Source organism: Pseudoduganella plicata (assembly GCF_004421005.1).
GTDB lineage: Bacteria > Pseudomonadota > Gammaproteobacteria > Burkholderiales > Burkholderiaceae_D > Rugamonas > Rugamonas plicata.
Map to the genome: position 1 here is coordinate 4,204,847 of NZ_CP038026.1, position 13,931 is coordinate 4,218,777.

The 13,931-nt window shown below is 60.1% G+C and carries 20 protein-coding genes; 17 read left to right on the plus strand and 3 right to left on the minus strand.

Annotated elements, in window-relative coordinates; all coding sequences use genetic code 11:
* The first annotated feature begins 51 nt into the window (after positions 1 to 51).
* The 3 genes from tuf to E1742_RS18425 all read left to right on the plus strand — a co-directional run bounded on the left by tuf (position 52) and on the right by E1742_RS18425 (position 4,946).
* Positions 52 to 1,242 (plus strand): elongation factor Tu, encoded by a 1,191-nt coding sequence (gene tuf, locus E1742_RS18415; RefSeq protein ID WP_134386401.1) that lies wholly within the window; start codon positions 52 to 54, stop codon positions 1,240 to 1,242.
* 197 nt (positions 1,243 to 1,439) lie between these two features.
* A complete protein-coding gene (gene rpsJ, locus E1742_RS18420) occupies positions 1,440 to 1,757 on the plus strand; it encodes a 30S ribosomal protein S10 (RefSeq protein ID WP_130186563.1) in 318 nt (105 codons plus the stop codon).
* Positions 1,758 to 2,096: 339 nt separating this feature from the next.
* Positions 2,097 to 4,946 carry a TonB-dependent receptor plug domain-containing protein gene (locus tag E1742_RS18425; protein ID WP_166793518.1) on the plus strand — a complete coding sequence of 950 codons (2,850 nt, stop codon included), beginning with the start codon at positions 2,097 to 2,099 and terminating at the stop codon, positions 4,944 to 4,946.
* A gap of 180 nt (positions 4,947 to 5,126) precedes the next feature.
* On the opposite strand, the gene E1742_RS18430 is transcribed toward E1742_RS18425, so the two are convergent.
* A complete protein-coding gene (locus E1742_RS18430; RefSeq protein ID WP_229466076.1) occupies positions 5,127 to 5,582 on the minus strand; it encodes a DUF2269 family protein in 456 nt (151 codons plus the stop codon).
* Positions 5,583 to 5,708: 126 nt separating this feature from the next.
* Between E1742_RS18430 and E1742_RS18435 the strand changes: the two genes are divergently transcribed.
* Positions 5,709 to 6,917, plus strand: coding sequence for a serine hydrolase domain-containing protein (locus E1742_RS18435; protein ID WP_166793519.1), 1,209 nt, complete (start codon positions 5,709 to 5,711; stop codon positions 6,915 to 6,917).
* Positions 6,918 to 6,919: 2 nt separating this feature from the next.
* Here E1742_RS18435 and E1742_RS27410 read toward each other — a convergent pair whose 3' ends face one another.
* On the minus strand, positions 6,920 to 7,051 hold the full coding sequence (locus E1742_RS27410) for a PEP-CTERM sorting domain-containing protein (protein WP_134388229.1): 132 nt from the start codon (positions 7,049 to 7,051) through the stop codon (positions 6,920 to 6,922).
* Positions 7,052 to 7,057: 6 nt separating this feature from the next.
* Complete coding sequence (locus E1742_RS18445) at positions 7,058 to 7,297, minus strand: hypothetical protein (protein ID WP_134386502.1); 240 nt, start codon at positions 7,295 to 7,297, stop codon at positions 7,058 to 7,060.
* Between the two features lie 401 nt (positions 7,298 to 7,698).
* Between E1742_RS18445 and rplC the strand changes: the two genes are divergently transcribed.
* The 13 genes from rplC to rplE all read left to right on the plus strand — a co-directional run bounded on the left by rplC (position 7,699) and on the right by rplE (position 13,930).
* On the plus strand, positions 7,699 to 8,355 hold the full coding sequence (gene rplC, locus E1742_RS18450; RefSeq protein WP_134386504.1) for a 50S ribosomal protein L3: 657 nt from the start codon (positions 7,699 to 7,701) through the stop codon (positions 8,353 to 8,355).
* 3 nt (positions 8,356 to 8,358) lie between these two features.
* Complete coding sequence (gene rplD, locus E1742_RS18455) at positions 8,359 to 8,979, plus strand: 50S ribosomal protein L4 (RefSeq protein ID WP_134386506.1); 621 nt, start codon at positions 8,359 to 8,361, stop codon at positions 8,977 to 8,979.
* A complete protein-coding gene (rplW, locus tag E1742_RS18460; protein ID WP_134386508.1) occupies positions 8,976 to 9,290 on the plus strand; it encodes a 50S ribosomal protein L23 in 315 nt (104 codons plus the stop codon). Before rplD ends, rplW begins: the two co-directional genes overlap by 4 nt.
* Positions 9,290 to 10,117 carry a 50S ribosomal protein L2 gene (gene rplB, locus E1742_RS18465; RefSeq protein WP_134386510.1) on the plus strand — a complete coding sequence of 276 codons (828 nt, stop codon included), beginning with the start codon at positions 9,290 to 9,292 and terminating at the stop codon, positions 10,115 to 10,117. The genes rplW and rplB overlap by 1 nt, the downstream gene beginning before the upstream one ends.
* A gap of 9 nt (positions 10,118 to 10,126) precedes the next feature.
* Positions 10,127 to 10,402: a 30S ribosomal protein S19 gene (rpsS, locus tag E1742_RS18470; protein WP_093556914.1), complete on the plus strand. Its 276-nt coding sequence runs from the start codon at positions 10,127 to 10,129 to the stop codon at positions 10,400 to 10,402.
* The gene (rplV, locus tag E1742_RS18475) at positions 10,399 to 10,731 is read left to right on the plus strand and encodes a 50S ribosomal protein L22 (RefSeq protein ID WP_175425006.1); all 333 of its coding nucleotides are present in this window, start codon (positions 10,399 to 10,401) and stop codon (positions 10,729 to 10,731) included. Before rpsS ends, rplV begins: the two co-directional genes overlap by 4 nt.
* Positions 10,732 to 10,740: 9 nt before the next feature.
* Positions 10,741 to 11,538, plus strand: a complete 798-nt coding sequence (gene rpsC, locus E1742_RS18480; RefSeq protein ID WP_134386512.1) for a 30S ribosomal protein S3 — start codon at positions 10,741 to 10,743, stop codon at positions 11,536 to 11,538.
* A 2-nt stretch (positions 11,539 to 11,540) separates the two neighbouring features.
* The gene (rplP, locus tag E1742_RS18485; RefSeq protein WP_134386514.1) at positions 11,541 to 11,960 is read left to right on the plus strand and encodes a 50S ribosomal protein L16; all 420 of its coding nucleotides are present in this window, start codon (positions 11,541 to 11,543) and stop codon (positions 11,958 to 11,960) included.
* A gap of 12 nt (positions 11,961 to 11,972) precedes the next feature.
* Positions 11,973 to 12,164 carry a 50S ribosomal protein L29 gene (gene rpmC, locus E1742_RS18490; protein WP_134386516.1) on the plus strand — a complete coding sequence of 64 codons (192 nt, stop codon included), beginning with the start codon at positions 11,973 to 11,975 and terminating at the stop codon, positions 12,162 to 12,164.
* Positions 12,161 to 12,433, plus strand: a complete 273-nt coding sequence (gene rpsQ / locus E1742_RS18495; RefSeq protein WP_107144091.1) for a 30S ribosomal protein S17 — start codon at positions 12,161 to 12,163, stop codon at positions 12,431 to 12,433. Before rpmC ends, rpsQ begins: the two co-directional genes overlap by 4 nt.
* A gap of 258 nt (positions 12,434 to 12,691) precedes the next feature.
* The gene (gene rplN / locus E1742_RS18500; protein WP_107144090.1) at positions 12,692 to 13,060 is read left to right on the plus strand and encodes a 50S ribosomal protein L14; all 369 of its coding nucleotides are present in this window, start codon (positions 12,692 to 12,694) and stop codon (positions 13,058 to 13,060) included.
* A 9-nt stretch (positions 13,061 to 13,069) separates the two neighbouring features.
* On the plus strand, positions 13,070 to 13,384 hold the full coding sequence (rplX, locus tag E1742_RS18505) for a 50S ribosomal protein L24 (RefSeq protein WP_131148095.1): 315 nt from the start codon (positions 13,070 to 13,072) through the stop codon (positions 13,382 to 13,384).
* A gap of 6 nt (positions 13,385 to 13,390) precedes the next feature.
* Positions 13,391 to 13,930: a 50S ribosomal protein L5 gene (rplE, locus tag E1742_RS18510; protein WP_131148094.1), complete on the plus strand. Its 540-nt coding sequence runs from the start codon at positions 13,391 to 13,393 to the stop codon at positions 13,928 to 13,930.
* Position 13,931: the final 1 nt, after the last annotated feature.

The following is a 13,931-nucleotide window of genomic DNA, read 5'->3' on the forward strand; positions in this document are numbered from 1 at the left end:
GCAATCCTCCAGGCCGGACAACCTTAAATCAAAGTACTAAGGAAGAATAAAATGGCAAAAGGTAAGTTTGAGCGCACTAAGCCGCACGTCAACGTCGGCACCATCGGTCACGTCGACCACGGAAAGACCACGCTGACGGCAGCAATCGCAACCGTTCTGTCGAAGAAATTCGGCGGCGAAGCGAAAGCCTACGACCAGATCGACGCTGCTCCGGAAGAAAAAGCACGCGGCATCACCATCAACACCGCCCACGTCGAGTACGAAACCGCTGCGCGTCACTACGCACACGTTGACTGCCCAGGCCACGCCGACTACATCAAGAACATGATTACCGGTGCAGCGCAGATGGACGGCGCGATCCTGGTTTGCTCCGCAGCCGACGGCCCGATGCCACAGACCCGCGAGCACATCCTGCTGGCCCGTCAGGTTGGCGTTCCATACATCATCGTGTTCCTGAACAAGTGCGACCTGGTCGACGACGCAGAGCTGCTGGAACTGGTCGAAATGGAAGTGCGCGAGCTGCTGTCGAAGTACGAATTCCCAGGCGACGACCTGCCAATCATCAAGGGTTCGGCACGTATGGCCCTGGAAGGCCAGCCTGGCGAGATGGGCGAAGAGTGCATCATCCGTCTGGCCGACGCACTGGACAGCTACATCCCAACGCCTGAGCGCGCTGTGGACGGCGCCTTCCTGATGCCAGTGGAAGACGTGTTCTCGATCTCCGGCCGCGGTACCGTGGTCACGGGTCGTGTCGAGCGCGGCATCATCAAGGTCGGCGAAGAGATCGAAATCGTCGGTATCATCGACACCGTCAAGACGACCTGCACCGGCGTGGAAATGTTCCGCAAGCTGCTGGACCAGGGTCAAGCCGGCGACAACGTTGGTCTGCTGCTGCGCGGCACCAAGCGTGAAGACGTTCAGCGTGGTCAGGTTCTGGCAAAGCCAGGCTCGATCAAGCCGCACAACCACTTCACGGGCGAGATCTACGTTCTGTCGAAAGACGAAGGCGGCCGTCACACGCCATTCTTCAACAACTACCGTCCACAGTTCTACTTCCGTACGACGGACGTGACCGGTTCGATCGAACTGCCAGCGGACAAGGAAATGGTCATGCCAGGCGATAACGTGTCGATCACCGTCAAGCTGATCAACCCGATCGCCATGGAAGAAGGTCTGCGCTTCGCTATCCGCGAAGGCGGCCGTACCGTCGGCGCCGGCGTTGTTGCCAAGATCCTGGGCTGATCGATGCCAGGGTGTCGCTGATCGTCACTTCGGCGATTAAGCGATAGCAGTACAGGGCGGGACCGTGCTATCATGCCGGTCCCGCTCAGTTGTAAATGGCCTTACCGTTGTTTGCAGCCTTGCGCAGTACCCGTTTTGCATGACCTTACACATTGCCGGCGCATCCCTGCCCGGTTCGTTCTTTTTAAGGAATTAGCATGTCCACCCCGAATCAAAAGATCCGCATCCGCCTGAAGGCATTCGACTACAAACTGATCGACCAGTCCGCACTGGAAATCGTTGACACCGCCAAGCGCACCGGCGCCGTGGTCAAAGGTCCGGTTCCACTGCCGACCCGTATCCAGCGTTTCGACGTGCTGCGTTCCCCGCACGTCAACAAGACGTCGCGCGACCAGTTCGAAATCCGTACGCACCAGCGCCTGATGGACATCGTGGATCCAACCGACAAGACCGTTGACGCGCTGATGAAGCTGGACCTGCCAGCTGGCGTGGACGTCGAAATCAAACTGCAATAATCGATTCGCGTCGGACGGCTTTGCCGTCCGCCCAGAAAACCGGAACCCGAGGGTTCCGGTTTTTTTTTGGCCTAGCTGCTGTGGACAACGCATATTCCTATGCGGGACTAAATAAAATATGGTCGGCAGTGGGCGGCGCCGAACTTCCACCAATCACTGCCGCAAAAACGCAACACAACGGCGACTGAACCTGTCTTATTTGCAAAACCTTTTGATAACGCCGCAGCTCCTGTGAGAAATTATTGATGGCTGTTACAAGATGTAACAGCGCACAACTCATAAAATCCGGGAGCGATACGCATGCAGTTAACTTTGAAGAAAAGTGTTGTTGCGGTAGCGATGACACTCGCCACGCCGGCCATTCTGGCCCAGCAAACGGCGCCGACCCAGCCATCCCAGACCGTGTACATCACGGGCTCCAACCTGAAGCGCGTCGACAAGGAGGGCACGTCGCCCGTCCAGGTCGTGACCGCGCAGGATATCAAGGATACCGGCGCGCAGACCGTGCAGGAACTGATGCGTTTCGTGCCTGCGATCGGCTCCGACAGCAATTATGACTCCACCGACGGCGGTTTCTCACGGGGCGTCTCGACAGCTTCGCTGCGCGGACTCTCATCCACCTCGACACTGATCCTGTTGAATGGACGCCGCATGACACCGTCGGCGTATGCCGACCCGAACGATGGCAACTCAACGCTGTACGACCTGAACAGCATCCCCGTAACGGCCCTGGACCGCATTGAAATCCTCAAGGACGGCGCCTCCGCCGTGTACGGTTCCGATGCCATTGGCGGCGTCATCAATTTCATCACGAAGAGCAACTATCAGGGCGCGGAACTGGCCGCACGGGCCAGCGCGAACGACGACGGCGAGTTCGCCCGCCGCGGTGTCAGCGCAGCATGGGGCAAGGGCGACCTGGAGACCGACGGTTACAACGTGTTCGTCACCGCCGACATCTCCAAGCGCGACCGCACCGCACTGCGCGACGCGACCGATATCGCCTTCGCCCAGTATCAGCAGCTGAACGGGCGCTTCGCCACGCCTTACGGCAGCCAGATTTCCCAGTACCCGACGTTCTATCGCGAGAGCAGCCCCGGCTCCAGGAACTTTGGCGTCAGCCGCGCCAACGCCGCCGACAGGCTGCGCACGACGCTCGGCTGCGACCCGTCGGAACAGCTGGTGGGCACCACTCAGATGGGCTTCCCCGCCACGAGTGTCTGGGTTGGCCGCACGTTCTGCAACTACGACGCTACCCGTTTCCTCGAAGCGCAAAGCGAGGGCGACGATGGTGTGCTGATGAGCCGTGGCGTGCTCAAGCTCGGCACGAACACGCGGGCGTTTGCGGAGGTGGCCTATGGGCGCTCGAAGCGTACCTATACCAGCACGCCCATCACGCTCGGCCAGTCATCGGTCAATAATTTCACGGCCACGGGGGTGGCGGATCCGTTCCAGGCAATCCTTGAAATCGGCCACCCGGACAATCCGTTCCCGAACGCGCGGGCGTCCGTCGGCTACCGCTTTGCCAACCTGCGCGGCGGCACCGAGGTCATCAACAAGAACGCCCGCCTGCTGGTGGGCGCGGAAGGGGAGTTCGGTCGCTGGACCTGGGACACGGGACTGCTGTGGAACCGCTCCGAGAAAGAAGACACCTACTTCGATCGCCTGTACCTGCCAACCTTGCGCAAGCTAAACTCTGGTACCACGCTGGCGCAGCTGGCGGCCGATCCGACGATTTCGCAGGATGTCACCAACGCCGGACGGGCCTCCATCGTCCAGTGGGATGCAAAAACCCGCACGCAGTTCGGCGAACTGCCCGGGGGCGCCATCGGTCTGGCGCTGGGCGTCGAACTGCGCCGCGAGAAAATCGAGCTCGACCCGACCCCGGCGCTTGCCGCCGGCGATATCTACGGGCTCGTGAACTCCATCATCGATGGCGAGCGCGATGTGAAGTCGGCATTCGTCGAACTGCGCACGCCGCTGCTGAAAAACCTCGAGCTGGATTTTGCCGGCCGTGCCGACAAATACCCTGGCATCAAGACGAATTACGTACCGAAAGTGGGTGCGAAGTGGACGGCGTTCGACGGTCTCGCGTTCCGCGGTACCTATGCCAAAGGCTTCCGCGCGCCGGCACTGGTGCAGGTGACGCCGGGTGGCTCGCAGGTGTTCCTGCGCGATATCTTCGACCGGCGCCGCTGCGAGGTGGATGAGCGCACGCCGAAGCCGGGCGCGACGGAGGTGGATTGCGCCAAGTCCGCGGCGGGCACGGGCGGCGCCAACCCCGATCTGGTACCGGAAAAATCGCGCAGCTACTCGTTGGGCCTGATCTATTCGCCCAACAACAACCTGGAGGTCGTGATCGATTACTTCCGCATCCGCAAGGAAGGCGAGGTGGTGCAGGGCTCCGCATTTGAAGCGATCAAGAACGAGGACCGCACCCCCGGGAACGTCGTGCGCGATCCGAACCCCGCCAACTGGGTAACGGACGCCGCTGGCAACCCGGTCCCGAATACGGGGCCGCTGCTGATGGTCAAGCTGCCGTGGGAAAACCAGGGCTCGACTGAAGTGCGCGGCATCGACTTCGATGTACGGCACCGTGCCAGGATGGGCGAGTGGGGCGGCCTCAGCACTAAATTGAATGGCACCTACATGACGCACTACTCGCTGGCGCAGCATCCGGGCGACATCGAACATAACGTCGTGGGTGCGCAGTCCGGACTGTACGACTGGAATCTCTCCAGGACGCTTTACACGCCGCGGTTGAAGTTCAACCTGGCCACGACGTGGACGCGCGGCGACCACGCGGTCAATGCATCGATGAACTACGTCGGGACGGTGTCGCTGAAACGCTATGTGAATGCGGACACGGTCTACGACCAGCCATTCTGCCATTACGGCACGGCCAGACCGGACGATGCGGAACCGAATCGTGACGGAACGGTGCCGCTGTACGAGGAATACTATCCGGACTGCAAGATCGCGCACTGGATCACGTTCGGCCTGGGCTATACGTACACGGGCTTCAAGAACCTGACGCTGAACCTCAACATCCAGAACGTGTTCGACAAGCGCGCGCCATATGATCCGGGCCAGGGCATCTCGACCTCGTTCCTGCCGCTGGATGGCTACAACGAAGGGCTGCACAACAACCGCGGCCGCTACTTCGCGCTGAGCGCCCGGTACACATTCTGACGTGGCCGGCAAACGGCGGGGGCAGGGGCCGTCGCCGTCCGGAGTAGCCGGCCTGGCCACCCCCGCAGGCTGAGGCCCCGTTCGAATGGGCGGGGTCAGCGCAGCCCGAGGGCCCTCTGTTGGCTTCTCGCCGCGGATCGTCAGGACGCGCGGTCCTCGGCAGCATCAGGGGAATATACCTTACACCGGTTTGTTCAGCATCAGCCAGAAAATGACGACCAGTGCGCTGAACGCCGGAATGCCCAGTACGAACCATAGCTTGGCATAGCGCCAGTACAGCGCGGGCAGCGCAGTGCCACTGGTATCGGCGACGCGGGCGATATCGCGCATGCGGATCTGCAGCCAGACGACCGGCAGCCAGCAGACGCCCGCCAGCAGGTACAGTGCGACCGACCACAGGATCCATGCGCTGGACAACGGATACCCGGCCAGCCAGATCATGGCGAAGCCCGTCACCGGCTGCAGGATGACGGCCGGCGTCGTGAAGACATAATCGGCCAGCACCGTACGTTCCGTCACGATGCGGATGGCCCGCACGTCGCCCGTACGGTCGGTGATCCATTTGAAGAACGCGATACCCATGCCGGTGCCGAACAGAACAGTCGAGCTGAGTACGTGCAGCAGTTTCAAAAGCATGTAAGCGGTCATGATGCGATTATCGCATTGCGGCGCCATCAATCCATCGGCAACGGTGCGCGCGCACCGGCAGCACGGCAGGTGGCGGGTACAATGTGCCATCGTGTTCTCGCAGGCTTGCCCGTGATGAAAACCATGCTTGGCGCAGTCGCCCTTGCGACCTGTTTTGCCGCTGGCGCGGCCTCGTTCCCGGAGGCCTCCCCGCAGTCGCAAGGCTTTGCGACAGCGCGCCTGGAGCGCCTCGACCGCTACCTGGAATCGACCGTCGCGCGCGGCGACTACCTGGGCGTTGTGTCAATCGTGTTGCGCAATGGTCGGGTCGTCGATTGGCGCGCAGTCGGGCATCGGGATGGCGCGCGCACCCAACCGCTGCAGCGCAACGCGATCTTCCGAATCGACGCGATGACGCGCACCGTCACGGCCGCGGCCATGCTGATCCTGATGGAAGAGGGCAGGCTGAACCTGGATGATCCGGTGGCCGCCTACCTGCCGGAATTGCGGTCGCTGCGTTTGGGCGACGGCACTGCGCCGCGCGCGGCCGTGACGATTCGCCAGTTGCTGTCGCAGACGGCAGGATTCGGCGCCGACGCGGCGGCGCAGGCGACGCTGGACGGGGCGCCGGACACGGCCGAGTATGCGCGCCGCCTGGCGGCGCTGCCGCTGGCCACGGAGCCCGGCAGCCGCTTCCGCGACGATGCCATTTGCGCTGTCGTTGCCGGCCGCGTGATCGAAGCGGTGTCCGGCTTGCGGCTCGACGCATTCCTGCACAAGCGCATCTTCCTGCCGCTGCAGATGCGCGATACCGCTTTCATCGTCGCGCCTGGCGAGCGCTATCGCATCGCGGCAGTTGCCACCACGGACGCCACCGGCGCGCTGGTGACGCTGGCGCAGCCGGTGGCGCCGGGCCAGCGGATCACGCCCTATCTGAACGGAGCGGTCGGCCTGTATTCGACCGCGGAGGATTACGCGCGCTTCGCGCAGATGCTGGCCGATGGCGGCAGCCTGGACGGCGCGACGGTGCTGGGCCGCAAGAGCGTCGAGCTGATGATGCAGAATCACCTGTCGCACCTGGCGCCGCCAACCCACGACGAGTACGGCGCCGAAGGCTACGGCCTGGGCGGCAGCGTCGTGCTGGACCTGGCCCGGCGCGCCCGGCTCGGCTCGGTCGGCCAGTTCGGCTGGACGGGGGCGCAGTCGACATGGTTCACGGTGGACCGGCAGGAAGGGCTGGTTGCCGTGTTGATGCTGCAGCATGTGCCGCAGAGGGTGCTCGGTGACCCGGCCCGGCCGTCGGTCCGGGTCGCCAATCTGCTGTATCAGGCCCTCGTCAGGTAGCCTCAGGTCCCGGTCTGGCGCGTCCGGCGCAGGCAGCTTCCCGCCAGCAGGAGAAGACCCGCACCGAACATCAGGTACGTGCCCGGCTCCGGTACCGCACTTGCGTTGACGTAGCTGTGCGAATAAGAGGTCAGGACGCCTCAAGGACCACGACGACGCGGGAAGCCCGCTTGCTGCCGAGCGGATCTCGCCCAGCGGGCCAACCACCGCAGCCATGGCATGCGCGGGCCGACGATGGCGTCGACAGAGACAGGCGTGTCAAACAGCGGGCCGTTGGCCGTCTGCATGTCATAGCCCCCGCCGCCAGGGTAGATCGACACTTCACTGTCGAGGTCGGCCGTGCGGCCCTGCTGGAAGTAGTGCTTGTTCGGCATGTTCATTCCGGCATTCACCGGACGCAGGGAAATATTGTCAGGCTGGCCTGGGCAAAAGTAGTGCCGGCTTGCGCGGCGGCGTCGAACGAAACAAGGCTGACGGACATTAACATCGCGCCGAAAAATCGACTGGTCATGGCTGCTCTCCGCGAAATGGTAAGGGGACGGCGTCACTTGCAAATAAGTGGTATCAAAATGACAACCCCCCCATTGTAGGCATACTTTTCCGTGCGACCCATCGCAGCGCTTTGTACAACAGGCAATGACATACCTCGTACTTACTTGTTGCGTCAAGAGGCAAAGCAAAGTACACTAGCCGGCTTCGGTATGGAATCGACTTTTTTGTCCGTACCATTTTTAGTAGTTCAACATAGCCCTGCCCAATCGTAGGTGGGAATGGAGAAAAAATGAGCCTTGGCCTCCTCGGTCGCAAGGTTGGTATGATGCGCATCTTCACGGATGAAGGGGATTCGATCCCTGTCACCGTGCTGGACGTGTCGAACAACCGTATTGCGCAAATCAAAACTCCTGAAACGGATGGTTACTCCGCTGTTCAGGTCGTATTCGGTCAACGTCGCGCTTCCCGCGTGACCAAAGCCGCTGCGGGTCACTACGCTAAAGCTGGTGTTGAAGCCGGTACTCTGCTGAAAGAGTTCCGTATCGACGCTGCCAAAGCTGCAGAACTGAAAGCCGGTGAAGTGATCGCCGCCTCCCTGTTCGAAGTCGGTCAGAAGATCGACGTCCAGGGCGTCTCGATCGGTAAAGGCTACGCCGGTACCATCAAGCGTCACAACTTCGCTTCGGGTCGTCAGACCCACGGTAACTCGCGTTCGCACAACGTACCAGGCTCCATCGGTATGGCGCAGGACCCGGGCCGCGTCTTCCCAGGCAAGCGCATGACCGGCCACATGGGCGACGAAACCGTCACGACCCAGAATCTGGAAATCGCTCGTATCGATGCCGATCGTCAGCTGCTGCTGGTGAAGGGTGCCGTGCCAGGCGCGAAAAACGGTCAGGTGGTTGTTTCGCCAGCCGTCAAAGTCAAAGCTAAGAAGGGAGCTTAATTCATGGAACTCAAGCTCTTGAACGCTGAAGGTCAAGCCTCGTCCAACGTTGCTGCTGCAGACACCGTCTTCGGCCGTGATTACAACGAAGCCCTGATTCACCAGGTCGTCGTCGCTTATGCAGCCAATGCCCGTAGCGGCAACCGCGCGCAGAAGGATCGCGAACAGGTTCACCACACCACGAAGAAGCCATGGCGCCAAAAAGGTACCGGCCGCGCTCGTGCCGGTATGTCGTCGTCGCCACTGTGGCGCGGCGGTGGTCGCATCTTCCCGAACTCGCCTGACGAGAACTTCACCCACAAAGTGAACAAGAAGATGTACCGCGCCGGTCTGTGCTCGATCCTGTCGCAGCTGGCCCGTGAGGAACGTCTGGTCGTGATCGAAGAACTGTCGATCGAAGCTCCAAAAACCAAGCTGCTGTCGCAAAAGCTGGCGGGCATGGGTCTGGAATCGGTCCTGATCATCACCGACAACATCGAAGAAAACCTGCTGCTGGCTTCCCGCAACCTGCCGAACGTGCTGGTCGTGGAACCACGTCACGCAGATCCAATGTCGCTGGTCTTCTACAAGAAGATCCTGGTTACCAAAGCGGCACTGGCCAAGATTGAGGAGTTGCTGGCATGAGCGCCGTAAAAATTAGCGAAGAGCGCCTGATGAAGGTGCTGCTGGCGCCGGTCATTTCCGAGAAGGCCACCATGGTCGCGGAAAAGAACGAACAGATCGTGTTCCGTGTTGCCATGGACGCGACCAAGCCAGAAATCAAGGCCGCCGTTGAACTGCTGTTCAAGGTTGAAGTGGAATCGGTGCAGACCGTAAACCGCGAAGGTAAAGTCAAGCGTTCGGGCCGTTTCACGGGCCGTCGCAACCATACCAAGCGTGCTTTCGTGTGCCTGAAGCCTGGCCAGGAAATCAATTTCTCCGAGGAGGCTAAATAATGGCACTCGTTAAGATGAAGCCAACCTCCCCAGGCCGTCGTGGCATGGTGAAGGTCGTGACCGAAGGCCTGTTCAAAGGCCGTCCGTTCGCTGCCCTGGTTGAGAAAAAATCGAAGACCGCCGGCCGTAACAACAACGGCCACATCACCACCCGTCATATCGGTGGTGGTCACAAGCAGCACTATCGTCTGGTCGACTTCAAGCGCAACAAGGATGGCATCCCTGCGAAAGTGGAACGTATCGAATACGATCCAAACCGCACGGCGCACATCGCCCTGCTGTGCTACGCCGACGGCGAGCGCGCTTACATCATCGCTTCCAAAGGCCTGTCCGTCGGCGATACGCTGATGAACGGTTCCGAAGCGCCGATCAAGGCCGGTAACTGCCTGCCAATCCGCAACATCCCAGTCGGCACCACGATGCATTGCGTCGAAATGCTGCCAGGTAAAGGTGCCCAGATCGCCCGTACCGCCGGCGCCGGCGTCGTGCTGATGGCCCGCGAAGGTACTTACGCTCAGGTGCGTCTGCGCTCCGGCGAAGTGCGTCGTGTGCACATCGAATGCCGTGCAACGGTTGGTGAAGTCGGTAACGGCGAACACAACCTGCGCAAGATCGGTAAAGCCGGTGCGATGCGTTGGCGCGGTGTTCGTCCGACCGTTCGCGGTGTCGTGATGAACCCGATCGACCACCCGCACGGTGGTGGTGAAGGCCGTACCGCAGCTGGTCGTCACCCAGTGTCGCCATGGGGCCAGCAGACCAAGGGCAAGAAGACGCGTTCGAACAAGCGCACTTCTTCGATGATCGTCTCGCGCCGCGGCAAGAAATAAGGATAAACCATGACTCGTTCATTGAAAAAAGGGCCGTTCTGCGACGCCCACCTGGTGAAGAAGGTCGAAGCCGCGCAAGCGACCAAGGACAAGAAGCCAATCAAAACCTGGTCGCGTCGTTCGACGATCATGCCTGACTTCATCGGTCTGACGATTGCCGTGCACAACGGCAAAGTACACGTTCCCGTGTATGTCTCCGAGAACATGGTTGGTCACAAGCTCGGCGAGTTCGCGCTGACCCGTACGTTCAAGGGCCACGCTGCTGACAAAAAGGCTAAGAAATAATGGAAACCAAAGCTATCCTCAAAGGCGTACGCCTGTCGGATCAAAAAGGTCGCCTGGTGGCTGACCTGATCCGTGGCAAGAAAGTCGACGCCGCGCTGAACATTCTGCAGTTCAGCCCGAAAAAAGGCGCTGCCATCCTGAAGAAAGTGCTGGAGTCCGCTATTGCGAACGCCGAGCACAACGATGGTGCCGACATCGACGAACTGTACGTGAAAACGATCTACGTCGAAAAGGGCCCGATCCTGAAGCGCTTCACCGCGCGTGCAAAGGGCCGTGGCGACCGTATCTCGAAACAGTCCTGCCACGTCTACCTGACGGTCGGAAACTAAGGAGCCAAGATGGGACAGAAAATTCATCCAACCGGCTTCCGTCTGGCCGTAACCCGTAACTGGGCTTCGCGCTGGTACGCAACCAACGGTAACTTCGCTCAGATGCTGAACGAAGACCTGAAGGCGCGCGCCTACCTGAAGAAGAAGCTGAAGAACGCCTCCGTTGGCCGCATCGTCATCGAGCGTCCAGCGAAGAACGCACGCTTCACCGTGTACAGCTCCCGTCCGGGCGTTGTGATCGGCAAGAAGGGCGAAGACATCGAAGTGCTGAAGTCGGAACTGACCAAGATCATGGGCGTGCCAGTGCACGTCAATATCGAAGAAATCCGCAAGCCTGAAATCGACTCGCAGCTGATCGCCGATTCGATCTCGCAGCAGCTGGAAAAGCGGATCATGTTCCGCCGCGCCATGAAGCGCGCGATGCAGAACGCCATGCGTCTGGGTGCCCTGGGCATCAAGATCATGTCGTCCGGCCGTCTGAACGGTATCGAAATCGCCCGTACCGAATGGTATCGCGAAGGCCGCGTGCCTCTGCATACCCTGAAGGCGGACATCGACTACGGCACGTCCGAAGCGTCGACGACCTACGGCATCATCGGCGTCAAGGTCTGGGTATACAAGGGTGACCGCTCCGCTACCGGCGAAGCACCAGTCATCGATACCCCACCTGACGAGAAGAAGAGCCGCGGCCCACGTCGCGACGATGGCAAACCAGGTGGACGCCCACGTCCAGGTCCTGGCGCTAAACCAGGCGCCCCAGCCGCTCGCCGCGCCGCTGCCAAGCCGGCTGAGAAAGCAGGAGAATAATCATGCTGCAACCAGCACGCAGAAAGTATCGTAAAGAGCAGAAAGGCCGTAACACCGGCATTTCGCACACGCGCGGCACCGCCGTGTCGTTCGGCGAATTCGGTCTGAAAGCCGTGGCGCGCGGTCGTATCACCGCCCGCCAGATCGAGGCAGCGCGTCGTGCCATGACCCGTCACATCAAGCGTGGCGGTCGTATCTGGATCCGCGTCTTCCCGGACAAGCCAATTTCGAACAAGCCTGCCGAAGTCCGTATGGGTAACGGTAAAGGTAACCCGGAATACTACGTGGCTGAAATTCAGCCAGGTAAAGTTCTGTACGAAATGGATGGCGTCGGCGAAGAACTGGCGCGTGAAGCGTTCCGCCTGGCTGCTGCCAAACTGCCGCTGGCTACCACCTTCGTGGTGCGCCAGGTTGGCCAATAATTGGAGTGAAATATGAAAGCATCTGAACTCCGCGGCAAAGACCAGGCCGGTCTGCAGAAAGAGCTGAACGACCTGCTGAAGGCACAGTTCGGCCTGCGTATGCAAAGCGCCACCCAGCAGCTGACGAACACGTCGCAGCTGAAAAAGGTCCGCCGCGACATCGCACGCGTCAAAACGGTAATGAACACGAAGGAAGCCAAATGAACGAACCAGTGAAACAGTCGCTCAAGCGCACGCTGATCGGTAAAGTGGTGTCCGACAAGATGGACAAGACCGTTACTGTACTGATCGAGCGTCACGTGAAGCACCCTCTGTACGGCAAGATCATCGTGCGTAGCAACAAGTACCACGCGCACGACGAGACCAACCAGGTCAAGACCGGTGATACGGTCGAGATCGCGGAAGGTCGTCCGATCTCCAAAACGAAGGCGTGGACGGTGACGCGTGTAGTGCAAGCTGCACAAATCGTCTAAGAAGAAAAACGGTTCGCTGTAGCGATACGGCGGACCGCTTTCCAATTAGTTCTTGCAGGCCCGCAGGTAATGTGTAATACTTGCGGGCTTCGTTCATGTATCGCCGCTAAGTGTCTCTCCGCAGACGCGCCTCGCGGTCAGTACTGTATGAAGGTCAAGCACCCAAACAGTGACGCTGCGCGTCTCTGGCGGGACCAAGACTGACCGAGAGGTCCGCATTGTGTGGATTCTTCGGCTTAAGTTGGGAAAGAGAATACTATGATTCAAACTGAAAGCCGGCTCGAAGTAGCCGACAACACCGGTGCGAAAGAAGTTATGTGCATCAAGGTGTTGGGCGGTTCCAAGCGCCGTTATGCTGGCATTGGCGACGTGATCAAGGTCACCGTTAAGGTGGCTCAGCCTCGCGGCCGTGTCAAAAAAGGTGAAATTTATAACGCCGTGGTTGTGCGCACCGCTAAGGGTGTGCGTCGCCAGGACGGTTCCCTGGTCAAGTTCGACGGCAATGCCGCTGTCCTGCTGAACTCCAAGCTGGAACCGATCGGTACCCGTATCTTCGGACCAGTGACGCGTGAACTGCGCACTGAGAAGTTCATGAAGATCGTGTCCCTGGCACCGGAAGTCCTGTAAGGAGTCGTAATGGATAAGATTCGCAAAAACGACGAAGTCGTCGTCCTGACCGGTAAGGACAAGGGCAAACGCGGCGTAGTGACCCAGCGTGTAGACGCTGAGCACGTCGTGGTGGAAGGCGTGAACGTGGCTAAAAAAGCCGTCAAGCCTAACCCAATGACTGGCGTTACTGGCGGCATCGTCGACAAGACCATGCCTATTCACGTGTCCAACGTTGCTCTGTTCAACGCTGCGACCGGCAAGGCCGATCGCGTGGGCTTCAAAGAAGTGGACGGTAAAAAAGTCCGCGTCTTCAAGTCCTCCGGCGAAGTAGTGAAGGGGTAATCAGAAATGGCCCGTCTGCAACAAGTATACAAAGAGAAAGTCGTTGCCGAACTGACCGAGAAATTCGGTTACAAGTCGGTAATGGAAGTGCCTCGCCTGACCAAGATCACCCTGAACATGGGTGTCGGTGAAGCGATCGCTGACAAGAAGGTCCTGGAGCACGCCGTTGGCGACCTGACCAAGATCGCCGGCCAGAAGCCAGTGACGACCAAGTCGCGTAAGGCAATCGCCGGTTTCAAGATCCGCGAAGGCTACCCGATCGGTACGATGGTGACCCTGCGCGGCGCCCGCATGTATGAGTTCCTGGATCGTTTCATCACCGTGGCCCTGCCACGCGTGCGTGACTTCCGTGGCGTGTCCGGCCGTTCGTTCGATGGTCGTGGCAACTACAACATCGGCGTCAAAGAGCAGATCATCTTCCCGGAAATCGAGTACGACAAGATCGACGCACTGCGCGGCATGAACATCTCGATCACGACGACCGCCAAGACCGACGACGAAGCGAAAGCTCTGCTCGCCGCATTTAAATTCCCGTTCAGGAACTAAC